The 24,959-nt window shown below is 54.6% G+C and carries 22 protein-coding genes, 1 other RNA gene and 2 pseudogenes; 14 read left to right on the top strand and 11 right to left on the bottom strand.

Translation table 11 applies throughout. From position 1 onward, the window contains the following. Nucleotide 1: 1 nt before the first annotated feature. The 7 genes from kbaY to kbaZ form a co-directional block, all read right to left on the bottom strand. On the bottom strand, nucleotides 2–874 hold the full coding sequence (gene kbaY, locus MX657_RS19510) for a tagatose-bisphosphate aldolase subunit KbaY (protein ID WP_346806498.1): 873 nt from the start codon (nucleotides 872–874) through the stop codon (nucleotides 2–4). A gap of 12 nt (nucleotides 875–886) precedes the next feature. Next, nucleotides 887–2,035: an SIS domain-containing protein gene (locus tag MX657_RS19505; protein WP_119916469.1), complete on the bottom strand. Its 1,149-nt coding sequence runs from the start codon at nucleotides 2,033–2,035 to the stop codon at nucleotides 887–889. A 277-nt stretch (nucleotides 2,036–2,312) separates the two neighbouring features. Continuing rightward, nucleotides 2,313–2,747, bottom strand: a complete 435-nt coding sequence (gene agaF / locus MX657_RS19500; protein WP_080328294.1) for a PTS galactosamine/N-acetylgalactosamine transporter subunit IIA — start codon at nucleotides 2,745–2,747, stop codon at nucleotides 2,313–2,315. A 16-nt stretch (nucleotides 2,748–2,763) separates the two neighbouring features. Next, nucleotides 2,764–3,642 carry a PTS N-acetylgalactosamine transporter subunit IID gene (gene agaE / locus MX657_RS19495; RefSeq protein ID WP_119916468.1) on the bottom strand — a complete coding sequence of 293 codons (879 nt, stop codon included), beginning with the start codon at nucleotides 3,640–3,642 and terminating at the stop codon, nucleotides 2,764–2,766. After that, the gene (gene agaW / locus MX657_RS19490; RefSeq protein WP_252002244.1) at nucleotides 3,632–4,411 is read right to left on the bottom strand and encodes a PTS N-acetylgalactosamine transporter subunit IIC; all 780 of its coding nucleotides are present in this window, start codon (nucleotides 4,409–4,411) and stop codon (nucleotides 3,632–3,634) included. Before agaW ends, agaE begins: the two co-directional genes overlap by 11 nt. A gap of 10 nt (nucleotides 4,412–4,421) precedes the next feature. Beyond that, entirely contained in the window at nucleotides 4,422–4,895 is a 474-nt protein-coding gene (gene agaV / locus MX657_RS19485) for a PTS N-acetylgalactosamine transporter subunit IIB (RefSeq protein WP_346806497.1), read from the bottom strand. 19 nt (nucleotides 4,896–4,914) lie between these two features. After that, a complete protein-coding gene (gene kbaZ / locus MX657_RS19480; RefSeq protein ID WP_346806495.1) occupies nucleotides 4,915–6,222 on the bottom strand; it encodes a tagatose-bisphosphate aldolase subunit KbaZ in 1,308 nt (435 codons plus the stop codon). A gap of 239 nt (nucleotides 6,223–6,461) precedes the next feature. Between kbaZ and MX657_RS19475 the strand changes: the two genes are divergently transcribed. Beyond that, on the top strand, nucleotides 6,462–7,265 hold the full coding sequence (locus MX657_RS19475; RefSeq protein ID WP_061096978.1) for a DeoR family transcriptional regulator: 804 nt from the start codon (nucleotides 6,462–6,464) through the stop codon (nucleotides 7,263–7,265). 46 nt (nucleotides 7,266–7,311) lie between these two features. Here MX657_RS19475 and garD read toward each other — a convergent pair whose 3' ends face one another. Then, on the bottom strand, nucleotides 7,312–8,883 hold the full coding sequence (garD, locus tag MX657_RS19470; protein ID WP_346806493.1) for a galactarate dehydratase: 1,572 nt from the start codon (nucleotides 8,881–8,883) through the stop codon (nucleotides 7,312–7,314). A gap of 356 nt (nucleotides 8,884–9,239) precedes the next feature. Between garD and garL the strand changes: the two genes are divergently transcribed. The 11 genes and pseudogenes from garL (at nucleotide 9,240) to MX657_RS19415 (ending at nucleotide 20,586) form a co-directional block, all read left to right on the top strand. Then, entirely contained in the window at nucleotides 9,240–10,010 is a 771-nt protein-coding gene (garL, locus tag MX657_RS19465) for a 2-dehydro-3-deoxyglucarate aldolase (RefSeq protein ID WP_032659754.1), read from the top strand. A gap of 21 nt (nucleotides 10,011–10,031) precedes the next feature. Further along, entirely contained in the window at nucleotides 10,032–10,922 is an 891-nt protein-coding gene (garR, locus tag MX657_RS19460; protein WP_080328287.1) for a 2-hydroxy-3-oxopropionate reductase, read from the top strand. A gap of 59 nt (nucleotides 10,923–10,981) precedes the next feature. Beyond that, an RNA gene (rnpB, locus tag MX657_RS19455) (RNase P RNA component class A) lies at nucleotides 10,982–11,358 on the top strand. 687 nt (nucleotides 11,359–12,045) lie between these two features. Beyond that, nucleotides 12,046–12,570: pseudogene (gene tdcA, locus MX657_RS19450) on the top strand (transcriptional regulator TdcA); the annotation flags it as partial. Nucleotides 12,571–12,597: 27 nt separating this feature from the next. Then, on the top strand, nucleotides 12,598–13,566 hold the full coding sequence (locus MX657_RS19445; RefSeq protein WP_429844281.1) for an IS5-like element IS903B family transposase: 969 nt from the start codon (nucleotides 12,598–12,600) through the stop codon (nucleotides 13,564–13,566). 58 nt (nucleotides 13,567–13,624) lie between these two features. Beyond that, a pseudogene (locus MX657_RS19440) lies at nucleotides 13,625–14,032 on the top strand (LysR substrate-binding domain-containing protein); the annotation flags it as partial. A gap of 114 nt (nucleotides 14,033–14,146) precedes the next feature. After that, complete coding sequence (gene tdcB, locus MX657_RS19435; RefSeq protein WP_346806491.1) at nucleotides 14,147–15,136, top strand: bifunctional threonine ammonia-lyase/L-serine ammonia-lyase TdcB; 990 nt, start codon at nucleotides 14,147–14,149, stop codon at nucleotides 15,134–15,136. Nucleotides 15,137–15,145: 9 nt separating this feature from the next. Continuing rightward, on the top strand, nucleotides 15,146–16,477 hold the full coding sequence (tdcC, locus tag MX657_RS19430; RefSeq protein WP_061096983.1) for a threonine/serine transporter TdcC: 1,332 nt from the start codon (nucleotides 15,146–15,148) through the stop codon (nucleotides 16,475–16,477). 30 nt (nucleotides 16,478–16,507) lie between these two features. Further along, a complete protein-coding gene (tdcD, locus tag MX657_RS19425) occupies nucleotides 16,508–17,716 on the top strand; it encodes a propionate kinase (RefSeq protein ID WP_346808578.1) in 1,209 nt (402 codons plus the stop codon). 15 nt (nucleotides 17,717–17,731) lie between these two features. Beyond that, on the top strand, nucleotides 17,732–20,026 hold the full coding sequence (gene pflB, locus MX657_RS19420) for a formate C-acetyltransferase (RefSeq protein WP_346806490.1): 2,295 nt from the start codon (nucleotides 17,732–17,734) through the stop codon (nucleotides 20,024–20,026). Between the two features lie 149 nt (nucleotides 20,027–20,175). Then, on the top strand, nucleotides 20,176–20,586 hold the full coding sequence (locus tag MX657_RS19415) for a Spy/CpxP family protein refolding chaperone (protein WP_346806488.1): 411 nt from the start codon (nucleotides 20,176–20,178) through the stop codon (nucleotides 20,584–20,586). Nucleotides 20,587–20,661: 75 nt separating this feature from the next. Here the strand turns inward: MX657_RS19415 and MX657_RS19410 are convergent, their stop codons facing one another. Genes MX657_RS19410 through MX657_RS19400 form a run of 3 tightly spaced genes read right to left on the bottom strand, consistent with a single transcriptional unit; the run spans nucleotide 20,662 to nucleotide 21,937 of the window. Next, nucleotides 20,662–21,147: an Hcp family type VI secretion system effector gene (locus tag MX657_RS19410; RefSeq protein WP_346806486.1), complete on the bottom strand. Its 486-nt coding sequence runs from the start codon at nucleotides 21,145–21,147 to the stop codon at nucleotides 20,662–20,664. A gap of 20 nt (nucleotides 21,148–21,167) precedes the next feature. Further along, entirely contained in the window at nucleotides 21,168–21,485 is a 318-nt protein-coding gene (locus MX657_RS19405) for a DUF1493 family protein (RefSeq protein ID WP_346806484.1), read from the bottom strand. Between the two features lie 2 nt (nucleotides 21,486–21,487). Beyond that, on the bottom strand, nucleotides 21,488–21,937 hold the full coding sequence (locus tag MX657_RS19400; RefSeq protein WP_346806483.1) for an STM2901 family protein: 450 nt from the start codon (nucleotides 21,935–21,937) through the stop codon (nucleotides 21,488–21,490). Between the two features lie 350 nt (nucleotides 21,938–22,287). Between MX657_RS19400 and MX657_RS19395 the strand changes: the two genes are divergently transcribed. Both MX657_RS19395 and MX657_RS19390 read left to right on the top strand, forming a co-directional pair. Next, complete coding sequence (locus MX657_RS19395; RefSeq protein ID WP_119916457.1) at nucleotides 22,288–23,619, top strand: amino acid permease; 1,332 nt, start codon at nucleotides 22,288–22,290, stop codon at nucleotides 23,617–23,619. Nucleotides 23,620–23,639: 20 nt separating this feature from the next. Continuing rightward, nucleotides 23,640–24,941, top strand: coding sequence for a serine dehydratase subunit alpha family protein (locus MX657_RS19390; protein ID WP_346806481.1), 1,302 nt, complete (start codon nucleotides 23,640–23,642; stop codon nucleotides 24,939–24,941). Nucleotides 24,942–24,959: the final 18 nt, after the last annotated feature.

The following is a 24,959-nucleotide window of genomic DNA, read 5'->3' as shown; positions in this document are numbered from 1 at the left end:
GTTATGCTTCTGCCGGAAGACGCAGACGGTTCGCCGAGCCGCAAACGGTGATTTTACTTCGGACCACCTCTTTCATGGCGTCCATCCCGACGCGCATGTAGAAGCGCGGATCGTTGCCCTGCGGGTTCTCGGCAAACCAGGCTTTGACCGCGTCTGAGAAGGCGATTTTCAGCTCGGTTGCGACGTTAACTTTGCATACCCCCAGTTCAATGGTGCGGCGTACATCGTCATCCGGAACATCGCTCGCACCGTGCAACACCAGCGGCACCGTTACCACCTCGCGGATCTCAGCCAGGCGCTGGAAGTCAATTTTGGGGCGTTTGGTATAGAGGCCATGCGCGGTGCCGATGGCGACGGCGAGGCTGTCCACGCCGGTCAGCTCAACGAAGCGTTTCGCCTCCTGCGGGTCGGTCAGAAATGCGCTTTCGGCGTCGACGCTCATGTCATCTTCCACACCCCCCAGACGCCCCAGTTCGGCCTCAACGCTACAGTCGTTGAGGTGGCAGAAATCAACCACCGATTTCACCAGCTTCACGTTTTGTTCAAACGGAAAATGGCTGCCGTCGATCATCGCGCTGCGTACGCCGGCATGTACCTTGCGACGAATGTCATCCAGCGATTCGTGATGATCGAGATGCAGCGCCAGCGGCATGTCGTAGCTGAGGGAGTATGCGCTGCACAGGGCATAGATCTCTTCCAGCGCAATATGTTTAAAGGTGCCCGGCGTCCCGGCGAGGATCACGGGCGATCGCATTTCGCTGCACACTTCAAGGATCGCCTGGATCGTCTCGGCGTTATGGATGTTAAAGGCCGGAACGGCATAGCCCTTTGCCTGCGCGTCCTGCAGAAGATATTTGGTCGAAATAATACTCATAATACGATCCTCTTAAGCCTGCCACGGATGAATAACCACGCCCTGAACCACGCGGTTGACCGTTCCGCTGGCGGATGGCGTGTCCGGCGTATTGCCAACATGCAGAGACTGGGTCAGTGCAAAGACCTGGGCGTAGATCAGGAAACAGAACGCCTGCTCCATATCGTTGAACGGACGGGAAGGCGGCAGCAGGATATGCGGCCCCGCTTCAATAACCGGATCGTTTTCAGCGGCGATGGCAACCACGCGCATGGCCTGGCGATCGCGGCGCAGTTCGGCCAGCAGATCCAGATCGTACTGACGCGTATACGGATGGCTGGAGATAAACACCACCACCAGCGTTTCGTTATCCACCAGTGACTTAGGTCCGTGACGAAAGCCCGTTGGCGAATCGTAAAACGCCGCCAGCTTGCCCGCGGTCAGCTCCAGCACCTTCAGCGCCGATTCGCGCGCCGCGCCCTGCAGACCGCCGCTTCCCAGATACACAACGCGTTTCCACGGTTCGTTGCCAAAGACGCCCTGGCTGAAATCCCCGAGCGAGGTGAGGATCGCCTGGCAGCGATCGGCCACGTCACGGAAGCTTTGGCTGCCGATCGTCTCTGGTGCGAATACAGCCAGGCAGCTTGCCATCATGGTGGTAATGCTGCTGGTCATCGCGAACCCGCGATCGTGCGTTTCGGCAGGCATCAGCAGGGCAAAGGCGTTATCACCGTCGACCGCGTTCTGGTACAGGCTTCCCGCTTCGTTGCAGGTGATCGACAGGTGGTAGCACTCCGGCACGAACCGGTTTGCCAGCTCAACGGCGGCGACGCTCTCCGGGCTATTGCCGGAGCGGGCAAAAGAGACCAGCAGCAGCGGGTGCGCCGGGCTGAAGTAATCCATCGGGTTGGTGACCAGATCGGTTGTCGGTATGGCAGAAACATTTTTCCCGGTGTGGCTCGCAAGCCAGGGGGCAATTATCTCGCCAATAAACGCGGAGGTGCCCGCGCCGGTGAGGACGATCCGCAGATCGTGCTTACGCAGCAGCGGCGTCAGGAAACCGTCAATCGAGGTGCGCAGATTATCAATGTTGTTGAGTGAGCGGATCCAGCTGGCAGGCTGCTGGCGGATCTCCTCTTCGGTCCAGGTGCCGGTTGTGGCGGCGGCGGTGGTTTGTGGCATAACTCAGTCCTTAGTCGTGTGAAATCCACATCAGACGCTGGCAAACGTGTCGCTATCTTTCGTTTCGTTTCACTTGTTCACATTAGCAGTTAAATAAAATCTATAGAAAAGAAATCGAAAGTTCAATGAAAGAAAAGAAATAAAACGAAAAGTGTGATCGTGAAAGGAAAGGGAAGGATCAAGGAAAGGAAAAGAAAGGCCTTACGATCTGATGCCGTAAGGCCACCGGAACACGCTATGTAAGACTACAAAGGCGAGCGCTGGGAAAGTAACCGAATCATATTCCTTCCTCTGCGGGGGCTTCCTCGCGACAGCGACCCAGTTCATCCACCAGGCTGGTCAGGCCGCGGTGGCCACACGCCAGCGCCTGCAGACGAAACGCTTCGCTGCTTAACCCGTCACGTTCCAGCACCATTTCCAGCAAAAGCTGCAGGTTGGTGCCGGTAATCACTTCGCTACCCGGTCTTTGCATCGCGAGCGTTGACGCCACGCGAAACGGCGTGCCGCCGAGAAGATCGGTGAGAAAAATAATATCCTGCTGTGGATCCAGCTCACTCACCGCCTGCGCAAGCTGAGCGGTCAGCCTGGCAGTAGTGGAGGTTTCCGGAAAATCGATGGCGATAAACTGCGGCTGCTCGCCAAGGATCTGCCTCATCGCCTGTTCAAGCCCGCTGGCAAAGCCGCCGTGCCCCGTCAAAATAATGCCTAACATCGCAACCTCTTTGCTTTTACAGGAAGTGACAGAATTTACCGACAACGCCCAGCACTACGGTGATGCCAATCAGGCGCAGCGGGCTCCAGCCGCGGCGCACCAGCCAGAACATGGTCAGGGTGTAAACCAGCGGTAAAAAAGCGGGCATCAGCTTGTCAATCACGTCGGTTTGCAGCTTAACAACTGCATCCCCGGCTTTGATTTCGAGCGTGGTATTCAGGCGCACGTAGGTCGCCACCAGCGCACCGATCACCGTCATCCCCACAATGGACGCAGCATGGCCGACCTTTTTGGTGTTGGCTTTAATAAGCGGAATGGCCGCCACGCCCATCCGGTAAGCGTAATGCGCCAGGCCAAAACGCAGGCCGAGGTGCACCACGTTAAACAGGACGATAAAGACCACGGCGCCCAGAATCGACCCCTGCAGTGCCAGGCTGGCGCCGATACCGCCGCAGATGGGCAGCAGGGTCAGCCAGAACATGGCGTCGCCGATGCCGCCGAGCGGAGCACCGACCGCAATTTTGGTGCTCTGAATGCTGTTTACATCCTGCTTGGAACGCTCCATTGCCAGGATAATGCCGATAACAAAGGTCACCAGAAACGGGTGGGTATTAAAGAACCCCATGTGGCCTTTCATGGCGCGCGCCAGGTCACGCTTATTGGTGTGGATCTTTTTCAGGGCAGGCAGTAGCCCATACAGCCAGCCGGAGGCCTGCATACGCTCGTAGTTGAACGACGCCTGTAACAGCATGGAGCGCCAGGCCACGCGGTTAATGTCTTTCTTCGTCAGCTCCGCGCCAATGGTCTGGTCTTCATAGACGTTTTCATTCACGCCGGTGAGCAGGGTCTCTTCATTTTCAGAGATGCCCGGCAGGGTGGTTTGGTTAGATGCCATCTTCGAATTCCTCTTTCTGAGCTGCGGGAGCCGCCGGTTCAGGTGATTTACGCATCAGGTCAATCAGCGCCATTGCCAGTGCCGCTGCGGCAATCGCCAGCACCGGAAGCTTCAGCCAGGCCGCGGCGACAAAACCGATAATGAAATAAGGGATGTAGACGTTTTTCATCATGATCTTCAGCAGCACGGCGAAGCCGATGGCTGGCATGATGCCGCCCGCGACGCCAAGGCCGTCTATCAGACGTTCCGGCAGGACATCAATGGCGGTTTTCGCGTGTTCCGCACCGAAGTAAATCGGCAGAAATGCACACAGGAAGTAGAAGATACCCAGCGCCAGCAGGGCGAGATAGTTAACCCGCTCGATGCCGTTGGTGTCCGCATTGGCCGCCATGCGATCGCAGCGGGACATCACGCCGGACATCACGGAGAAGAGGAAGGTGATACCCATCTGAACCGCCACGGCAAACGGCACCGCGACCCCAACGGCGACATCCGGCTTCACGCCCGTGGTGATGGCAAACGTGGTGCCGACGATAGTGCCGATAATCACGTTTGGCGGCTGCGCGCCCGCAAGCGGCGCCAGACCCATCCAGACCAGCTCTAACGTACCGCCGGTCAGGATCCCGGTATGCAGATCGCCCAAAATCAGGCCGACCAGGGGGCCAAGCACCACCGGACGGTGCATATGTGTTAAGCCGTTAAACATATCCAGGCCCGCGATAAAGGCAAGAAGCCCCAGCGCGAATGCCTGCAACAGACTGATTTCCATTGTGAATCCCTCAAAGCAGTTTAAAGAGATCCAAAGCGGTTTCTGTTGGGACGCCCTGAACAAAGCATTCCACCCCGGCCGCTTTCAGGCCGGTGAACGCTGCGATATCGTTCGCGTCGACAGAGACCGTTTTGGCAATTTGCTGTTTGCCACTGGCGTAGTGCATGTTTCCGACATTGATACGGGTGATAGGTACGCCGCCTTCAACCAGCTTCAGAAAATCGGCGGGTGATTTGCAGACCAGCAGAATTTTCTGGCGGTCAGCGGCGCGGTGAATGTTGTCGATCGTTTTTTGCAGCGACCAGAAACGCACGGCGATCCCTTCCGCGAGTACCATTTCCATCAGGTTTTGTTGAACCGGATCGTCTGCAACCTCGTCATTTGCCACCAGCACCAGGTTTGCCCCCGCAAACCCCACCCACTGCACGCCCACCTGTCCGTGGATCAGGCGTTCATCAATGCGGCATAAGACAATGTTTGGCATAGCGTTTTCCTCTTTTTAATTATGCGTGTGGAGTCGTTACGCCTTCGCAGGCGGCATGGTACTGCTGGAGTATGTCCTGAATGTGGTCAATGATGAGTTCCCGTGGCGTTGACTTGAGAGCGTCCTCGCGAACTTTGCTGTACTGCAGTGGCAGATACTGGCTGATAAGCGGCAGCGGGATGGGTTCGTCTGCCAGGTTGCACACCAGTCGTTCAAAGGCGTCGTCAATCTGGCTGTCCGGCCAGTAATAGCGCACGCGGTCGGAGTAGCTGTAGCCGCGCGCCAGACGCCGCGCATTGCCGTCGCCGTGGTAGTGGCTTTGCCAGTATTCCGGGCGATCGAGCATCACGTTTTCCAGAACGTGACGCAGACCCGAGCTGGCTTTCGCTGGCAGCAGTTCTTCTTCAATGGCGGCCAGTGAGAACAGCGCTTCGCGCAGGGCAAAGGTCAGGGCAGGGCCGACTTTTAAAATAGCGAAGTGATCGTTCACCAACTGACGCAGCGCCTGCGGCGTCTGGTAATCGGTGGAGTGCGCTTCAAACACCAGTGTGTCGTACCCTTCGACCATTTCACTCAGCGCGACGGCTTTTTTGGGCTGATAGTCACAGACGTGCGCGTGGTCGAACTCCACACCCGGCTGGACCACAAGGCCAATGATGCGCGGCCAGATGTCGTTTAAGCCTTCCTTTTCGAACGCGTGGCGGTGGGCTTCAAGGGTGGCGCGTGCTGCCTCTGGCGTGGTGACGTCAAGTTCGGTGAGCGTGTCGTGTGCGCCACCCGGGACCGGCACTTCCGTGCCGATAACGTAGACCAGATCGGATTCACCAAACTGCTCGCGACAGGTCGCTTCGGCAACCTTAGCCAGACGCGCGGCGCGCCCGGCGACAATCGCGTCGGTCAAGGGGACCGGATCGTCCTCGCAGGACATGCTGCAGTCGAGATGGATCTTCTTGAACCCGGCTGCCACGTAGCTTTTGATCAGATCGTCGGCGTTCGTCATCGCCTGCAGAGCAGGCAGGTTTTGCCAGCGGTTAGGTCCTAAATGATCGCCGCCGAGGATCAGCTGTGATGTCGGGAAACCAAGCGATTGCGCCAGCTTACAGACGAACCCGTGGAAATCGGCGGGGGTCATGCCGGTATAGCCGCCAAACTGATCCACCTGGTTTGAGGTCGCTTCAATCAGCAGTGGCGTCTGGCGTGAATGGGCGTAACGAATGGCAGCTTCAAGCACCAGTGGATGTGCGGAACAGACGGCATAAATCCCGTTTGCATTCCCCCGTTTATGTTGTTCCACCATTTCTGTCAGATGTTTCACTTTCCTCTCCATTTCGGATGGTAATGATATTTATCTTTCGTTTTGTTTCATTTAATCCTGCATTATGGTGGTGTAAAAATAAAACGAAAGATAATGGTTTTCCGATCTGTTTCACAAAAGAAACATAATGAAAGGTTTCAGCTATAGGAAGGCTTACGTGTGTCCGCCAGACAGCACTTGCATTCGCTAAAAAGAAAGGCGTTAATAGACAAAACGAAATGAAACGAAAGTTAATTGATTAAGGATCTCGTATGAGCAGCAGCGATTCATCCGCAGAGAAGCGCATCACCGGTACCAGTGAAAGGCGAGAGCAGATCATTCAGCGGTTGCGGGCGCAGGGAAGCGTGCAGGTTAACGATCTTTCACATCTGTACGGCGTGTCGACGGTGACGATCCGTAACGATCTGGCGTTTCTGGAAAAGCAGGGGATTGCCGTTCGCGCCTACGGCGGGGCGCTGATCTGCGAAGGGAATGCGCCTGGCGTCGAGCCTTCCGTTGAGGATAAAAGCTCGCTCAATACGGCGGTGAAGCGCAGCATCGCCCAGGCCGCCGCCGCGCTGGTGAAGCCGGGGCACCGCATTATTCTGGATTCCGGCACCACGACGTTTGAGATCGCCCGTATGCTGCGCCAGCACACGGACGTCATTGCGATGACCAACGGGATGAACGTGGCGAATGCGTTGCTGGAAGCAGAAGGGGTAGAGCTGCTGATGACCGGAGGGCACTTGCGGCGTCAGTCGCAGTCCTTCTACGGCGACCAGGCGGAACAGTCCTTACAGAATTATCACTTTGATCTGCTGTTCCTGGGCGTTGACGCTATCGATCTCGATCGCGGTGTAAGCACGCACAACGAGGATGAAGCACGCCTGAACCGCAAAATGTGCGAGGTGGCAGAGCGTATTATTGTCGTGACCGACTCCAGCAAGTTTAACCGCTCAAGCCTGCATAAAATCATTGATACGCAACGGATTGATATGATTATTGTCGATGAAGGCATTCCTGCGGAGAGCCTGGACGGGCTGCGGAAAAGCGGAATTGACGTGGTGCTGGTTTAAGTTTTTTACCCTCTCCCCTATGGGGAGAGGGCAGGGTGAGGGGCCATCACGTCACCGGCGCCGGGTTAAACACCGCCAGCTGATTATGCAGCCCCCACTGGTCCGAGAACGTTTTCTTCCGCCCGCTCGCCACATCCAGAATGAAGTGGAACAGTTTCCAGCCCACGTCTTCAATACTCTCTTCCCCGGTGGCAATAGTTCCCGCGTTGATATCCATTAAGTCATACCAGCGGTTTGCCAGCTCGGTGCGGGTCGCCATCTTTATCACCGGGACCGCCATCAGGCCGTAGGGCGTGCCGCGCCCGGTAGTAAACACCTGCACCGTAATACCCGACGCCACCTGCTGAGTGCCGCAAACAAAGTCGCTGGCAGGCGTAGCCGCATAAATCAGGCCGCGCTTCGTCGGGCGCTGGCCCGGAGAGAGCACTTCCACAATCGCGCTCTGGCCGGATTTGGCAATCGAACCGAGGGCTTTTTCTACCACGTTCGCCAGGCCGCCTTTCTTGTTCCCCGGAGACGGGTTGGCGCTGCGGTCGGTTTTGCCCATATCGAGATAGTTATCGTACCAGGCCATCTCCTCAAGCAGGCGTTTGCCCACCTCTTCGTTGACGGCGCGCGGCGTGAGTAAATGGATAGCATCACGCACCTCGGTCACTTCAGAGAACATCACCGTGGCGCCGCAGCGAACCAGAAGATCGGACGCATAGCCCACCGCCGGGTTAGCCGTCACGCCGGAAAACGCATCGCTGCCGCCGCACTGGGTGCCCACCACCAGTTCCGACGCCGGGCACGTTTCGCGCTGGCGGCGGTTGAGTTTATCCAGATGACGCTCTGCTACCTGCAGAATATCGTCGACCATTGAGCGGAAACCAACGTGGCGCTCGTCCTGCAGGCGCACAATGCTGGCCTCATCCGCCAGAATGGCTTTGACATCTTCGGTGCCCTGCAGCAGGCGCTCTGGCTGCAATTTTTCACAGCCGAGACCAATCACCATTACCTCACCGCCAAAGTTCGGGTTCAGGGCGATATTGTGAATGGTACGGATAGGCACAACCGCCGCTGGTGCGTTGATCGCCACGCCGCAGCCGTACAGGTGGTTAAGACCCACCACGCCGTCGACGTTCGGGTACTTCGGCAGCAGATCGCGCTCAATGATTTTCACCACGTAATCCACCACGCCCGCCACGCAGTGCACGCTGGTGGTAATGCCGAGCAGGTTTTTGGTGCCGACGCTGCCGTCCGCATTGCGGTAGCCTTCAAAGGTATAGCCCTCCAGCGGCGGTAAAGCTTCAGGAACGCGGGTCGCCAGCGGAAGCGTATTCAGCGGCGGTGCTTCTGGCAGCGTCACCAGAGACTCCTCAATCCAGCTACCCTGGGGGATAGCGCGTACCGCATAGCCGATGACTTCGCCGTAGCGTACGATTTCACCGTGGGCAGGAATATCCACCAGCGCGACCTTGTGTCCCTGCGGAATATGCTCAATCAGCTCCAGCCCGTCCGGGAAGCGGGTGCCTGCTTTTAAGCCATTGTCGTTGACAATAATCGCCACGTTATCCGTATCGTGAACTTTAATATAAAACGCCGTCGGCGATGCCTCTCTAATTGCAATATCGGCCATTATTCACTCTTCTCCGGCAAAGTTTCAGCTATGAAAAATAACTCATTGGATAATCGTTTTCTTAACGCAGAAATAAAGCATGTCAGGAGAGGAAAAGTGAAAATGTGATCGCGATCGTTTCAGGCGGACTAATCCTTGATTCTGTGCATTAGCGCCCACTACTTTGTGCATATGCTCAAAATAGCGTTGAGATGTAGCGCGATACTTGAGCATCAAAACAATGTGCTGCCGTGCAGAGCCGATTATACTGAATGACGATTTTATAACGCCAATATTCAGTCAGAGAAATAAATATAAAGAATCTGTTCTGGAAAAATAATACTGGCTAAAACTGCGGAATTAAAAAGGGTTAAGTGATGAATAACGATATCTTCCCGAATAAGTTTAAAGCTGCCCTCGCGGCGCACCAGATTCAGATTGGCTGTTGGTCCGCGCTGGCAAACCCTATTAGCACCGAAGTGTTAGGCCTGGCCGGGTTCGACTGGCTGGTGCTGGACGGTGAACATGCGCCGAACGATATCAGCACCTTTATTCCGCAGCTGATGGCGCTGAAAGGCAGCCCCAGCGCCCCGGTGGTGCGCGTGCCAACTAACGAGCCGGTGATAATCAAGCGCCTGTTGGATATCGGTTTTTACAATTTCCTGATCCCGTTTGTGGAAACGGAAGAGCAGGCCGCGCTTGCCGTGGCCTCAACGCGCTATCCGCCAGAAGGGATCCGTGGCGTCTCCGTATCGCACCGCGCCAACATGTTTGGCACCGTGCCGGACTACTTCGCCCAGTCCAATAACAACATCACCATTCTGGTCCAAATCGAGAGCCAGCAGGGCGTTGATAACGTCGACGCGATTGCAGCCACAAACGGCGTGGACGGTATTTTCGTCGGCCCAAGCGATCTGGCTGCTGCCTTTGGCCATCTGGGTAACGCCAGCCATCCTGACGTGCAGCGCGCGATCCAGCACATCTTTGCCCGCGCTAAAGCACACGGCAAACCGTGCGGCATTCTGGCGCCGGTGGAAGCCGATGCCCGCCGCTATCTGGAGTGGGGGGCGACCTTCGTTGCCGTCGGCAGCGACCTCGGCGTATTCCGCTCGGCCACGCAGAAATTAGCGGACGCTTTTAAAAAATAACCATCATTGAGGAAACAGATTATGACGCTGAAAGTGGGTTTTATTGGTCTTGGGATCATGGGTAAACCAATGAGTAAGAACCTGATTAAAGCGGGTTACTCACTGGTGGTATCCGATCACAATCCGCAGTCTGTGGCTGAAGTGATGGCGGCGGGCGCGGAAACAGCCAGTACCGCCAAAGCCATTGCTGAGCAGTGCGATGTCATCATTACCATGCTGCCAAATTCTCCGCACGTCAAAGAGGTCGCGCTGGGGGAGAACGGCATCATCGAGGGGGCGAAGCCGGGCCTGGTGCTGATTGATATGAGCTCTATCGCCCCGCTCGCAAGCCGTGAAATCAGCGAGGCGTTAAAAGCGAAGGGCGTCGAGATGCTGGATGCGCCCGTCAGCGGCGGCGAGCCGAAAGCCATCGACGGAACCCTTTCGGTAATGGTGGGCGGCGATAAGGCCGTGTTCGACAAATACTATGACCTGATGAAAGCGATGGCCGGCTCCGTGGTACATACCGGTGAAATTGGTGCGGGCAACGTCACCAAGCTCGCGAACCAGGTGATTGTGGCGCTGAACATTGCCGCCATGTCTGAGGCACTGACGCTGGCAACCAAAGCGGGCGTCAATCCGGATCTGGTCTATCAGGCGATACGTGGCGGCCTGGCGGGCAGTACCGTGCTGGATGCCAAAGCGCCGATGGTGATGGATCGTAACTTCAAACCCGGTTTCCGCATTGACCTGCACATCAAAGATCTGGCGAACGCGCTGGATACGTCTCACGGCGTGGGGGCACAGCTGCCGCTGACCGCTGCGGTCATGGAGATGATGCAGGCGCTGCGTGCGGATGGCCTGGGCACGGCCGATCACAGCGCGATTGCGTGCTACTACGAAAAACTGGCGAAGGTGGAAGTGGCGCGTTAATAGCATCTTGCCTGCGCCTGAGGGTGACAGCGGCGCGCAAACCCTCTATACTGCGCGCCGAAGCTGACCAGACAGTCGCCGCTTCGTCGTCGTCCCTTTCGGGGGAGACGGGCGGAGGGGAGGAAAGTCCGGGCTCCATAGGGCAGGGTGCCAGGTAACGCCTGGGGGGGAAACCCACGACCAGTGCAACAGAGAGCAAACCGCCGATGGCCCGCGTAAGCGGGATCAGGTAAGGGTGAAAGGGTGCGGTAAGAGCGCACCGCGCGGCTGGTAACAGTCCGTGGCACGGTAAACTCCACCCGGAGCAAGGCCAAATAGGGGTTCACATGGTACGGCCCGTACTGAACCCGGGTAGGCTGCTTGAGCCAGTGAGCGATTGCTGGCCTAGATGAATGACTGTCCACGACAGAACCCGGCTTATCGGTCAGCTTCAACTTCTTTCAAAACCCCGCTTCGGCGGGGTTTTTGCTTTTAGGGTGTCGTAGCCAGGTAAGCGCATCGCCACCCGGCAACTCGCACAAACGACATCAATTCTCATATTTGCGACATTAAGCACATTTCACTGCATCACCCCTTCCAGTATCGCTGTGCCTCTCGCAGATGATCGCCATCACAAAATTTCGCGCTAAAAAAGAGTGAATTTACAGTATTGTTAATTTGTTGCGAATGTTAACTGAACGATCGCAAATATTTTCTTATTTGATATAAACATATTGAAATTAAAAACATTCATCATGTGAATGTGTGACGTATTCCACTCTTTATCCTTCGCCGACGAAAAAGCCACTGCAAAATTTGATAATTTGAAAGAATGTTTCAACGGAATAACGGTTATTTATTGGCCTTTAATTGCCTGAAAGATCGTCTTTACTGATTTTTTTAACGCAGAAAAATTTATCAAAGTTATCGCCATAAAATAAATTTATTACTGCTGCTTTTATTGATCGATATCAGCGTAATGGTGTGCCTGTATTTATCTATTATATTGATTTTATGATGTTTTTTAGGTTCTTGTTGTTCCCGTATAATGCACGAAAAAGCAAATTGTGAGTGACAGCACATACCCCCTTAAACAATATTGGGTAGAATCCGCTGCGTCATAGGGAAATAAGCGCAGAATATTATGAACACTATTATTCTACCGAAAACACAGCACCTCGTTGTATTTCAGGAAGTCATTAAAAGTGGCTCCATAGGTTCTGCCGCAAGACAGCTGGGCCTGACGCAACCCGCCGTCAGCAAAATCATCAGCGACATCGAATCTTACTTCGGCGTGGAAGTGATGGTGCGTAAAAATACCGGCGTAAAACTGACCGCTGCCGGGCAGGTTCTGCTCTCGTACTCAGAGTCGATCACCCGCGAAATGAAAAACATGGTGAGCGAAATTAACAGCCTCAGTTTCAGTACCGTCATGGACGTCTCCTTTGGCTATCCATCGCTGATCGGCTTCACCTTCTTGTCCGAAATGATCAAAAAATTCAAGGAAGTGTTCCCGAAAGCGCGCGTATCGATGTATGAAGCCCAGCTCTCCTCTTTCCTTCCGGCCATTCGCGACGGTCGGCTGGATTTCGCCATCGGCACGTTGAGCGACGAAATGCTGTTGCAGGATCTGCACGTCGAGCCGCTGTTTGAATCCGAGTTTGGGCTTTGTTGAATAAATCGAACTTTTGCTGAGTTGAAGGATCAGATCACGTATCTTCCCGACAACGCAGACCGTTCCTTGGCAAAGCAAAAGTTCAAAATCACCAACTGGCCCACCTACAATAAAGCCCTCATCAACCGTGGCTCCATAACTTTCTGGCTGGATGATGAAGCTATTCAGGCCTGGTATGAGTCAGCAACACCTTCTTCACGAGGCAGACCTCAGCGCTATTCTGACCTTGCCATCACGACTGTGCTGGTCATTAAACGCGTATTCAGGCTGACCCTGCGCGCTGCGCAGGGCTTTATTGATTCCATTTTTTCTCTGATGAACGTTCCGCTACGCTGCCCGGATTACAGCTGTGTCAGCAGGCGGGCAAAGTCGGTTAATGTCAGTTTCAAAACGCCCACCCGGGGTGAAATCGCACACCTGGTAATTGATTCCACCGGGCTGAAGGTCTTCGGTGAAGGCGAGTGGAAAGTCAAAAAGCATGGCCAGGAACGCCGCCGTATCTGGCGTAAGCTGCATCTCGCCGTTGACAGTAAAACACATGAAATCATCTGCGCTGACCTGTCGCTGAACAATGTGACGGACTCAGAAGCCTTCCCGGGTCTTATCCGGCAGACTCACAGAAAAATCAGGGCAGCATCGGCAGACGGCGCTTACGACACCCGGCTCTGTCACGATGAACTGCGGCGTAAGAAAATCAGCGCGCTTATCCCACCCCGAAAAGGTGCGGGTTACTGGCCCGGTGAATATGCAGACCGTAACCGTGCAGTGGCTAATCAGCGAATGACCGGGAGTAATGCGCGGTGGAAATGGACAACAGATTACAACCGTCGCTCGATAGCGGAAACGGCGATGTACCGGGTAAAACAGCTGTTCGGGGGTTCACTGACGCTGCGTGACTACGATGGTCAGGTTGCGGAGGCTTTGGCCGTGGTGCGAGCGCTGAACAAAATGACGAAAGCAGGTATGCCTGAAAGCGTGCGTATTGCCTGAAAACACAACCCGCTACGGGGGAGACTTACCCGAAATCTGATTTATTCAACAAAGCCCCGAGTTTGTGCTGGTCGCCAGTAAATCACGAACGTGCACCGGCCCGACGACACTGGCATCGCTCACGCACGAGCAGTGGGTGATGCCGCAAACCGACATGGGCTACTACAAAGAACTCCTGACTACCCTGCAAGACAACCACATCAGCATTGAAAGCATCGTCCAGACCGATTCCGTCGTCACCATTTATAACCTTGTGCTGAATGCCGATTATCTGACGGTCATTCCTCGCGACATGATTGCACCGTTCGGTTCCGATCAATTTATTGTGCTGCCGGTGGAAGATGAATTACCCGTGGCGCGTTATGCCGCTGTGTGGTCGAAAAATTACAGAATTAAAAAATCGGCGTCAGTATTAGTTGAGCTGGCAAAACAATATGCCTCAATGACCAGCGAAAGACGACGATGAAATATTAATTCCCTGGAAAGTATTTAATCATTTAAAAAACACCCAGAGTTTGTTCTTTATGCTCTGATACCCTGACTTTGCCTGAAAAGAATGAATTATTATAACGAGGAAATTATGCATATTACTTACGATCTCCCGGTTACGATTGAAGATATACAGGATGCCAGAAAGCGGCTGGCAGGAAAAATCTATAAAACCGGCATGCCGCGCTCAAATTATCTCAGCGAACGGTGTAAGGGTGAGATATTCCTGAAATTTGAAAACATGCAGCGCACCGGTTCGTTTAAAATTCGCGGTGCGTTTAATAAATTAAGCTCGCTGACCGACGCGGAAAAACGCAAAGGCGTAGTTGCCTGCTCCGCTGGAAACCACGCGCAGGGCGTATCGCTTTCCTGTGCCATGCTCGGTATTGACGGCAAAGTGGTGATGCCGATGGGCGCGCCGAAATCCAAGGTTGCCGCTACCCGCGACTACTCCGCTGAAGTGGTGCTGCACGGCGAGAACTTTAACGACACCATCGCCAAAGTGAGCGAAATCGTCGAGATGGAAGGGCGCATATTTATCCCGCCTTATGATGACCCGAAAGTAATCGCCGGCCAGGGCACCATCGGCCTGGAAATCCTCGAAGATTTATACGACGTGGATAACGTGATTGTACCCATCGGCGGTGGCGGATTAATTGCCGGTATTGCGACAGCAATTAAATCCATCAACCCGACCATTAATATTATCGGTGTACAGTCTGAAAACGTTCACGGGATGGCGGCCTCTTATCAGACCGGAGAAATAACCAATCATCGTGTTGCTGGCACATTAGCCGACGGCTGCGACGTGTCTCGTCCGGGAAAATTAACCTTCGAAATTGTTCGTGAATTAGTTGACGACATTGTACTGGTCAGCGAAGACGATATTCGCAACAGCATGATCGCGCTTATTCAGCGAAATAAAGTGGTGACGGAAGGCGCGGGCGCGCTGGCCTGCGCGGCGTTATTAAGCGGCAAGCTTGACCACTATATTCAGGGCCGTAAAACCGTCTGCATTATTTCCGGTGGCAATATCGATCTCTCCCGTGTTTCCCAAATTACCGGCTTCGTTGACGCATAAAGGTGACCTATGAGCAACACAGAAAGCATTATCGTTGGCCAGACAAAAACGTCTTCCTGGCGTAAGTCTGACACCACATGGACGCTTGGCCTGTTTGGTACCGCCATTGGCGCAGGCGTGCTGTTCTTCCCCATTCGCGCAGGCTTTGGCGGCTTGATCCCCATCCTGTTGATGCTGGTACTCGCCTTCCCGATTGCGTTTTACTGCCACCGCGCGCTGGCGCGCCTGTGCCTGTCTGGCAGTAACGTCTCCGGCAACATCACCGAAACGGTGGAAGAGCACTTCGGTAAAACCGGTGGGGTGGTGATCACTTTCCTCTATTTCTTTGCGATTTGCCCGCTGCTGTGGATTTACGGCGTCACCATTACCAACACCTTTATGACCTTCTGGGAAAACCAGCTCCAGATGCCCGCGCTGAACCGCGGCGTGGTGGCGCTGTTCCTGCTGCTGCTGATGGCTTTTGTTATCTGGTTCGGTAAAGACCTGATGGTGAAGGTGATGAGCTACCTGGTGTTCCCGTTCATCGCCAGCCTGGTGCTGATTTCCCTGTCGCTGATCCCGTACTGGAACTCGGCGGTAATCGACCAGGTCAACCTGAGCGATATCGCCTTCACCGGTCATGACGGCATTCTGGTCACGGTGTGGCTGGGTATCTCCATCATGGTTTTCTCCTTCAACTTCTCACCTATCGTCTCCTCGTTCGTGGTCTCCAAGCGCGAAGAGTACGAGCCGGAGTTCGGGAAAGAGTTTACCGAGCAGAAATGTTCCAAAATCATCGGTCGCGCCAGCATGCTGATGGTTGCCGTGGTGATGTTCTTCGCCTTCAGCTGCCTGTTTACGCTCTCTCCGCAGAACATGGCGGACGCCAAAGCGCAGAACATTCCGGTGCTCTCTTACCTGGCGAACCACTTCGCGTCGATGTCCGGAAGCAAATCCACGTTCGCGACGGTGCTCGAATACGGGGCCTCCATCATCGCGCTGGTCGCTATCTTCAAATCCTTCTTTGGCCACTACCTGGGCACGCTGGAAGGGCTGAACGGCCTGATCCTCAAGTTCGGCTACAAGGGCGATAAGAAGAAAGTCTCTGTTGGCAAGCTGAACACTATCAGCATGGTGTTCATCATGGGCTCCACCTGGGTTGTGGCCTACGCCAACCCGAACATTCTGGACCTTATTGAAGCCATGGGCGCGCCAATCATCGCCTCTCTGCTGTGCCTGCTGCCGATGTACGCCATCCGCAAGGCGCCTGCGCTGGCGAAATACAAAGGCCGCACCGAGAACATCTTCGTTACCGTGGTCGGCCTGCTGACCATTCTGAATATCGTTTACAAATTGTTCTAACCCAAAGCTCAGGAAGAGCGGAGTCATATGATGATTGAGTTTCCGGTAGTACTGGTTATTAACTGCGGATCGTCCTCTGTTAAGTTTTCGGTGCTGGATGCAGCAAGCTGCGATGCCCTGCTGACGGGCATCGCGGACGGCATCAACACCGAGAAGGCCTTTATTTCCGTGAACGGGGGTGAGCCGGCCAGGCTGGCTCACCAGGACTACGAAGGGGCGCTGGCTGCCATCGCCCTGGAGCTGGAGAAGCGTAACCTGATGAGCAGCGTGGCCTTAATTGGCCACCGCATTGCGCACGGTGGCGACCTCTTCAGCGAGTCGACCCTGATCACGGAAGAGGTGATTGAGCAAATCCGCCAGGTCTCCCCGTTGGCGCCGCTGCATAACTACGCCAACCTGAGCGGCGTGGAAGCCGCAGAGCGTCTGTTCCCTGGCGTGCAGCAGGTGGCGGTGTTTGATACCAGCTTCCACCAGACGCTGCCACCGCAGGCGTATCTGTACGGTCTGCCGTACCGCTATTTTGAAGCGCTGGGCGTGCGGCGCTACGGCTTCCACGGCACCTCTCACCGCTACGTGGCCGGGCAGGCGCACGCGCTTCTCGGGCTGTCCCCCGATGACAGCGGCCTGGTGATTGCCCATCTCGGCAACGGGGCGTCCATCTGTGCGGTGCGCAACGGCGAGAGCGTTGACACCTCCATGGGGATGACGCCGCTGGAAGGGCTGGTGATGGGCACGCGCTGCGGCGACGTGGATTTTGGCGCGATGGCGTGGATTGCCCAGCAGACCGGCCAGTCGTTTGAAGATCTGGAGCGCGTGGTGAATAAAGAGTCCGGATTGCTGGGGATCTCCGGCATCTCCTCCGATTTACGCGCGCTGGAAAAAGCCTGGCACGAGGGTAACGAGCGGGCACAACTGGCAATACACACCTTTGTTCACCGCATTGCGCGACACATTGCGGGCCACGCCGCGTCGCTGCACCGTCTGGACGGCGTGATTTTTACCGGTGGCATTGGTGAAAACTCGACGCTTGTCCGCGCGCTGGTGGCCGAACATCTGAAAGTGTTCGGCATCATCCTCGACGACGCCAAAAACGCCCTGCCGGGCAGTGCGGGTGAGCGCGTGATCTCCACCGAGTCGTCCCGCGTGGCCTGCGCGGTAGTTCCTACCAACGAAGAAAAAATGATCGCGCTGGACGCCCTCCGTCTTGGGAAGGTCACCCCGGCTGCGGCTTACGCCTGATAAAGCGAGAAATACATGAAAGTAACAATCGATACGGGCGTCGCGCCTTACAGCGACGCATGGGCCGGGTTTCGCGGTGAAGAATGGAAAAACGCCGTCAACGTCCGCGATTTTATTCAGCATAACTACACCCCTTATGAAGGGGATGAAGCTTTCCTCGCGCAGGCGACGCCAGCAACGACGGCGCTGTGGCAGAAGGTAATGGTCGGCATACGCCAGGAGAACGCCACCCACGCTCCGGTGGATTTCGACACCAACATTGCCACCACCATTACCGCCCACGGACCCGGCTACATCGACCAGGATCTGGAGACGATTGTTGGTCTGCAAACTGACAAACCGCTCAAGCGCGCGCTGCATCCATATGGCGGGATCAACATGATCCGAAGTTCGTTCGAAGCCTACGGCAGGGAGATGGATCCGCAGTTCGAATACCTGTTTACCGACCTGCGCAAAACCCACAACCAGGGCGTGTTTGACGTCTATTCACCGGAGATGATGCGCTGCCGCAAATCCGGCGTGCTGACCGGCCTGCCGGACGGCTACGGGCGCGGGCGCATCATCGGCGACTATCGCCGCGTGGCGCTGTATGGCATCAGCTATCTGGTGCGCGAGCGTGAACTCCAGTTTACGGATCTGCAGGGCAGGCTGGAGCGCGGTGACGATCTGGAAGCCACGATCCGCCTGCGCGAGGAGCTGGCGGAGCACAGGCGCGCGCTGCTCCAGATCCAGCAGATGGCGGCGAACTACGGCTTTGATATCTCACGTCCGGCGATGAACGGCCGGGAAGCAGTGCAGTGGGTCTATTTTGCCTATCTTGCCGCTGTAAAATCCCAGAACGGCGGGGCGATGTCGCTGGGGCGCACGGCATCGTTCCTCGATATCTACATCGAACGCGACATGCAGGCAGGACGGCTGGACGAAGTCCAGGCCCAGGAGCTGATTGACCACTTCATCATGAAGATCCGCATGGTGCGCTTCCTGCGCACGCCGGAGTTCGACACGCTCTTCTCCGGCGATCCGATCTGGGCGACGGAAGTGATCGGGGGGATGGGGCTGGACGGACGCACGCTGGTGACCAAAAACAGCTTCCGTTATCTGCACACCCTGCACACTATGGGGCCTGCGCCGGAGCCGAACCTGACGATCCTCTGGTCAGAACAGCTGCCGATCGCGTTCAAGAAATACGCCGCGCAGGTGTCGATCGTCACCTCGTCGCTGCAGTATGAGAACGACGATCTGATGCGCGCGGACTTCAACAGCGACGACTACGCTATTGCCTGCTGCGTCAGCCCGATGGTGATAGGCAAGCAGATGCAGTTCTTCGGCGCACGCGCCAACCTGGCGAAAACGCTGCTGTACGCGATCAACGGCGGGGTGGACGAGAAGCTGAAGATCCAGGTCGGCCCGAAAACCGAGCCGCTGCTGGATGACGTGCTGGACTACGACACCGTGATGGCGAGCCTCGATCACTTTATGGACTGGCTGGCGGTGCAGTACATCAGCGCGCTGAATCTCATTCACTATATGCATGATAAGTACAGCTACGAAGCCTCGCTGATGGCGCTGCACGACCGGGACGTCTATCGTACTATGGCCTGCGGCATTGCCGGGCTGTCGGTAGCCGCGGATTCCCTGTCGGCGATTAAATACGCCACGGTGAAGCCGGTGCGCGACCATACCGGCCTGGCGGTCGACTTCGTGATTGAAGGGGACTACCCGCAGTACGGCAACAACGACGACCGGGTGGACAGCATTGCCTGCGATCTGGTGGAGCGCTTTATGAAGAAAATTCAGGCGCTGCCAACCTACCGCAACGCGGTGCCAACCCAGTCGATCCTGACCATCACCTCCAACGTGGTTTACGGCCAGAAGACCGGGAACACGCCGGACGGACGCCGCGGCGGCACGCCGTTTGCCCCGGGCGCAAACCCGATGCACGGGCGCGACAGAAAAGGGGCGGTGGCCTCGTTAACCTCGGTCGCCAAACTGCCGTTCACCTATGCTAAAGACGGGATCTCGTACACCTTCTCCATCGTGCCGCAGGCGCTGGGCAAGGACGCGCTGGTGCGCAAAACCAACCTGGTAGGGCTGCTGGACGGGTACTTCCACCACGAAGCGTCCATTGAGGGCGGGCAGCACCTGAACGTCAACGTCATGAACCGGGAGATGCTGCTGGATGCCATTGCACACCCGGAGAACTACCCGAACCTGACAATTCGCGTATCCGGCTATGCGGTACGGTTTAACGCCCTGACGCGCGAGCAGCAGCAGGACGTGATTTCGCGAACGTTTACCCAATCTATCTAAAAGTGCGTTCTCATGCCCCCTCAGCACAGGGGGCATTTTTTTGCCCGCTAGACATACAAAATTGTTTATATAATTACTCACACATATTCATCCGCTCTTGAAAAACAATGTTCCTGCTTTTTCCTATAACAGAATGTAAGGACAGTAAGATGATGAAAATGACCCGTATTGTTTTGGTTGCTGCCTCACTGGCGGCGTGCAGTTTTACGGCGCAGGCCGCGAACGTAGAAGCTGCCCCGTCCCCGTCACAGGATCCGCTGGTGCAGCACCTGAAGCTCAGCAACGAGCAGGTGCAGAAGATTGAAGGCCTGCATAAGCAGCTGGAAGAAAACGTCAGCAAGATCCCGATGACCGGCGTGAAGGACGGCGCGCTGATTGATATGTTCCAGGTGGGTAAATGGGACGAAAGCACGGTGAAGAGCCAGCTTGCCGCCTTCAGCAAAATTGAAGAGCAGACCCGCTATTACCGCGTGAAATACTACTTCGACGTCAGCCAGGTATTGACGCCGGAACAGCGTAAGCAGATTAGAACTGATATGGCTAACGCGCTGGCAGAGTGATTCAGGAATCATTCATCTAAAATGAAACCTCACAGAATCGCTTCAATTGGATTCTGTGAGGAATGGACCTGACCATTATGCCGATGACCGTTCATTCCATGCATCAGAGAATTGAATATTCCCGTCACAATAAGTCCAGGTCGATTTTTCGTAGCGTAATTGTATGGATTCTAGGTGACCAGTACCAGGGCAGTTGCGAGTATCGTTAACAATAGGGGAGATAGAGACAACTTTCACTCCTTCCAGCTCAGTTCTAAAATATTCGGCCTCCCAACCTGCATCGTTAATTCGATAATATTTAATCTCAACTTTCTTAAGATTTTGCCCTGTCGCTACCGCCTTATAAAGATAGGGAGATGAACTATCAATTTCTTTCTCGAACAGGAAAGGAGCATGTTTCCTCGTTCCAGTTAACCTTCCGGAGAGTGGATCGGTTGGAATACTCAAATTATGGGTCAAACCTCTAATTTCAACGCTCCCTTCACGATCCTGAACATCACATGAACCTTTAATGAGTGAGCCACCGTCGTCATAGAACCAAATGTGAACAGGAACAGCCATTATAAAACTCCTTTTATAAATCAATCATGTATCCATTTACCCGCTTTTACCGCGTCGGCAAACATTCTTACCGTCAATGGCTTTGCTATTTGCTTAACCGGTTCTTTAGTAAACCATTTCCTGAAAAACCAGGTTTGTGTCCAGGGAAAATAATTTTCAGTTTTCACTTTGATAAGGTACTCTTTTTCGAATCTCTCAATGGCATATAAGATATCATCCAGATCGGTGTAATCCTGTAAAACATCATCTATCTCAAGGGGAATTCGTTTACCTGTAAATGTGCCTTGTTCCGGTAAATTGTCCCTAAAGAATTTTAAAACATCAGTTTTATTTTTCATCTTCACCAAATCCGGTCTTTTGGGTGAGCAATCGTATTATATCTTGAAAGCGTTTTGTAACTTATCATTGCCACATCTGCAGCAAGTATGGTTATCCCTAATGCAGGTATCCATCGTCCAATGAACGCACCTAAATTTTTGGTATACATTGGTTTTCTGTATTTAAAGCTTGCAAGTGTAATTGTAGGTAATCGATGTGGTAACTGGACATTCAGAAGATCTCGCAGGTACTTAGATGCCACAGATGTACCTATAGTTGCCGTTTCTGGCTTTGTTCTTGTTTCAAGTATAGGTAAGCCAAGAATCATCGTGGCCATCATTACTACATCCTTTAATCCACCATACTGTTCATCGGTGGCATCCAGAAAAATCCAAAAAAATAACTCAGATGCAGAGATGTTACATACACCTTTATAAAAGTATGTTCCATTGAGTTCTTCAACGGTGTCCATAGTATAACCATAATCATCAGATGGTTTGTTGAGATGTCATCCTATAAAAAAGAAAGGGCTGAAAATAGGACATTCATCTTTATAAATTCCGAAACGTTCTCATTTTAAGGATAATATGATTTTTTGAGCTGTATCACTTTTAGAAAATTTCTTCTTAGTTTAAAGATATCATAGAAATTTTTACTCCCCGCAAAGAAAATCCACATAAAACTTGTGACTTTTTTCTCTCTCGCTCCGGCTATGATTTTCTCACACCAACAACAAACACCTGCTGCTCTCTGAATCGCAATCGCTGGCGGTCGGAACCTAATAAAAACAACTGTTTACCCTACAAAATAAGCGAGTGCCCAATGAATACGGCAACAAACAGCAGTGTGATTGTGAATGATTCCCCTGCGGCAAGGCGGGCGGGAATGAGCGAAAGCGAATGGCGAGAGGCGATTAAATTCGACAGCACCGACACGGGTTGGGTCATCATGAGTATCGGGATGGCTATCGGCGCGGGGATTGTTTTTCTCCCGGTGCAGGTGGGATTAATGGGGCTGTGGGTATTTTTACTCTCTTCAGTTATTGGTTATCCGGCCATGTATCTGTTCCAGCGTCTGTTTATTAATACGCTGGCGGAATCGCCGGAGTGCAAAGACTACCCGAGCGTGATTAGCGGTTATTTAGGTAAGAACTGGGGCATATTATTAGGTGCGCTCTATTTCGTCATGCTGGTGATCTGGATGTTCGTCTATTCCACGGCCATCACTAACGACAGCGCCTCGTATTTGCACACCTTCGGCGTGACCGACGGTTTGCTCTCGGAAAACCCGTTTTACGGTTTATTCCTGATCTGCATTCTGGTCGCTATTTCCTCGCGCGGTGAAAAGCTGCTGTTTAAAGTGTCCAGTCTGATGGTGCTGACCAAATTATTTGTGGTTGCCGCGCTGGGTCTTTCAATGATTGGACTCTGGCATTTAGCCAACGTGGGCATGCTGCCGCCGATGGGGCTGCTGATTAAAAATGCCATTATTACGCTGCCCTTTACCTTAACCTCTATTCTGTTTATTCAGACCTTAAGCCCGATGGTGATTTCCTATCGCTCGCGGGAAAAATCCGTTGAAGTGGCGCGCCACAAGGCGCTGCGGGCAATGAACATTGCCTTCGGCGTACTGTTTGTCACGGTCTTCTTCTACGCCGTTTCTTTCACCCTGGCGATGGGGCACGACGAGGCGGTTAAAGCCTACGAGCAGAACATTTCTGCCCTGGCGATTGCGGCGCAGTTTATCAGTGGCGACGGCGCGGGTTGGGTCAAAATCGTCAGCGTGATCCTCAACATCTTCGCCGTGATGACCGCATTTTTCGGCGTCTACCTGGGCTTTCGCGAGGCCACGCAGGGTATCGTGATGAACATCCTGCGCCGCAGAATGCCGGCAGAGAAAATCAATGAAAGCACCGTCCAGCGCGGGATTATGCTGTTTGCCATCCTGCTGGCCTGGAGCGCGATCGTGTTAAACGCGCCGGTGCTGAGCTTCACCTCTATCTGTAGCCCCATCTTCGGCATGGTGGGCTGCCTGATCCCTGCATGGCTGGTCTACAAGGTACCGGCACTGCATAAATATAAAGGCGTATCTCTGGTGATTATTGTCATTACCGGGCTGCTGCTTTGTGTTTCTCCTTTCCTCGCGTTTTCCTGAGGGCAAATAAGGTCGTAACGATGTCTGAGCAAACTCATCCTTTATGGAATCAATTTATTCGCGTGGTGCAGGAAGAAGTTAAGCCTGCACTGGGGTGCACCGAGCCTGTGTCTCTGGCCCTTGCCTGCGCAATTGCTGCAGAGCAACTGCCTGGCGACGTCACGCAGATTGAGGCGTGGGTATCGCCAAACCTGATGAAAAACGGGCTTGGCGTCACGGTGCCCGGCACCGGTATGGTTGGGCTGCCCATTGCGGCGGCGCTGGGTGCCATCGGTGGCAATGCGCAGGCGGGGCTGGAGGTGCTGAAAGATACCACCACCGATGCGCTGGCACGCGCCAAAGCGATGCTGAACGCGGGCCTGGTGCAGGTGAAATTGCAGGAGCCGTGCGATGAGATCCTCTATTCGCGAGCCTGCGTTTACGCCGGAGATGCCTCGGCCATGGTGACCATTGCAGGCGGACATACCCGCGTGGTGGAGGTGGTTTGTCAGGGCGAAACGCGCTTCAGGCTTGACGACCGGCAGGCTGAGGTAAGTAACGATCCGCTGGCGGTGCTGTCAAACACCACGCTCTCGCAGATCCTTGAGTTTGTCGAGCAGGTACCGTTCGACGCGATCCGCTTTATCCTTGATGCGGGGCGTCTGAACGATGCGCTCTCCCGTGAAGGGTTGGGCGGAAACTGGGGGCTGCACATTGGCGCGACGCTCAATAAACAGCGCACACGCGGATGGATGGCGCAGGATCTGGGCTCTGACATTGTTATCCGCACCAGCGCGGCCTCGGATGCCCGTATGGGTGGCGCGACGCTGCCAGCGATGAGCAACTCTGGCTCCGGGAATCAGGGGATCACGGCCACCATGCCGGTGGTGGTGGTGGCTGAGCACGTTCAGGCTGATGACGAACGACTGGCGCGGGCGCTGATGCTCTCGCATCTGTCGGCGATCTATATTCATTATCAGCTTCCGCGCCTGTCCGCACTGTGTGCGGCGACAACGGCAGCGATGGGCGCTGCGGCGGGGATGGCGTGGCTGATGGGTGGTTCTTACCAGACCATTTCCATGGCGATCGGCAGTATGATCGGTGACGTCAGCGGGATGATCTGCGATGGTGCGTCTAACAGCTGTGCTATGAAGGTCTCAACCAGCGTCAGCAGCGCCTGGAAAGCGGTAATGATGGCGCTGGATGATACTGCCGTGACGGGTAACGAGGGGATTGTGGCGCACGACGTGGAGCAGTCGATCGCCAACCTATGCGCACTGGCGTGCCGCTCAATGCAGGCTACGGATCGGCAGATTATTGAGATTATGGCGAGTAAGGTGTAGCGATTGACCTTCACCCCT

Source organism: Enterobacter chuandaensis, assembly GCF_039718975.1.
GTDB lineage: Bacteria > Pseudomonadota > Gammaproteobacteria > Enterobacterales > Enterobacteriaceae > Enterobacter > Enterobacter chuandaensis.
The sequence above is the reverse complement of the archived record's forward strand: the minus strand, read 5'-3'. Positions and strand labels throughout refer to the sequence as shown.

Bases quoted from the DNA above. Each gene is read 5' to 3' on its own strand.
- kbaY (WP_346806498.1), bottom strand. From the start codon at position 874: ATGAGTATTATTTCGACCAAATATCTTCTGCAGGACGCGCAGGCAAAG.
- MX657_RS19505 (WP_119916469.1), bottom strand. From the start codon at position 2,035: ATGCCACAAACCACCGCCGCCGCCACAACCGGCACCTGGACCGAAGAG.
- agaF (WP_080328294.1), bottom strand. From the start codon at position 2,747: ATGTTAGGCATTATTTTGACGGGGCACGGCGGCTTTGCCAGCGGGCTT.
- agaE (WP_119916468.1), bottom strand. From the start codon at position 3,642: ATGGCATCTAACCAAACCACCCTGCCGGGCATCTCTGAAAATGAAGAG.
- agaW (WP_252002244.1), bottom strand. From the start codon at position 4,411: ATGGAAATCAGTCTGTTGCAGGCATTCGCGCTGGGGCTTCTTGCCTTT.
- agaV (WP_346806497.1), bottom strand. From the start codon at position 4,895: ATGCCAAACATTGTCTTATGCCGCATTGATGAACGCCTGATCCACGGA.
- kbaZ (WP_346806495.1), bottom strand. From the start codon at position 6,222: ATGGAGAGGAAAGTGAAACATCTGACAGAAATGGTGGAACAACATAAA.
- MX657_RS19475 (WP_061096978.1), top strand. From the start codon at position 6,462: ATGAGCAGCAGCGATTCATCCGCAGAGAAGCGCATCACCGGTACCAGT.
- garD (WP_346806493.1), bottom strand. From the start codon at position 8,883: ATGGCCGATATTGCAATTAGAGAGGCATCGCCGACGGCGTTTTATATT.
- garL (WP_032659754.1), top strand. From the start codon at position 9,240: ATGAATAACGATATCTTCCCGAATAAGTTTAAAGCTGCCCTCGCGGCG.
- garR (WP_080328287.1), top strand. From the start codon at position 10,032: ATGACGCTGAAAGTGGGTTTTATTGGTCTTGGGATCATGGGTAAACCA.
- tdcB (WP_346806491.1), top strand. From the start codon at position 14,147: ATGCATATTACTTACGATCTCCCGGTTACGATTGAAGATATACAGGAT.
- tdcC (WP_061096983.1), top strand. From the start codon at position 15,146: ATGAGCAACACAGAAAGCATTATCGTTGGCCAGACAAAAACGTCTTCC.
- tdcD (WP_346808578.1), top strand. From the start codon at position 16,508: ATGATTGAGTTTCCGGTAGTACTGGTTATTAACTGCGGATCGTCCTCT.
- pflB (WP_346806490.1), top strand. From the start codon at position 17,732: ATGAAAGTAACAATCGATACGGGCGTCGCGCCTTACAGCGACGCATGG.
- MX657_RS19415 (WP_346806488.1), top strand. From the start codon at position 20,176: ATGATGAAAATGACCCGTATTGTTTTGGTTGCTGCCTCACTGGCGGCG.
- MX657_RS19410 (WP_346806486.1), bottom strand. From the start codon at position 21,147: ATGGCTGTTCCTGTTCACATTTGGTTCTATGACGACGGTGGCTCACTC.
- MX657_RS19405 (WP_346806484.1), bottom strand. From the start codon at position 21,485: ATGAAAAATAAAACTGATGTTTTAAAATTCTTTAGGGACAATTTACCG.
- MX657_RS19400 (WP_346806483.1), bottom strand. From the start codon at position 21,937: ATGGACACCGTTGAAGAACTCAATGGAACATACTTTTATAAAGGTGTA.
- MX657_RS19395 (WP_119916457.1), top strand. From the start codon at position 22,288: ATGAATACGGCAACAAACAGCAGTGTGATTGTGAATGATTCCCCTGCG.
- MX657_RS19390 (WP_346806481.1), top strand. From the start codon at position 23,640: ATGTCTGAGCAAACTCATCCTTTATGGAATCAATTTATTCGCGTGGTG.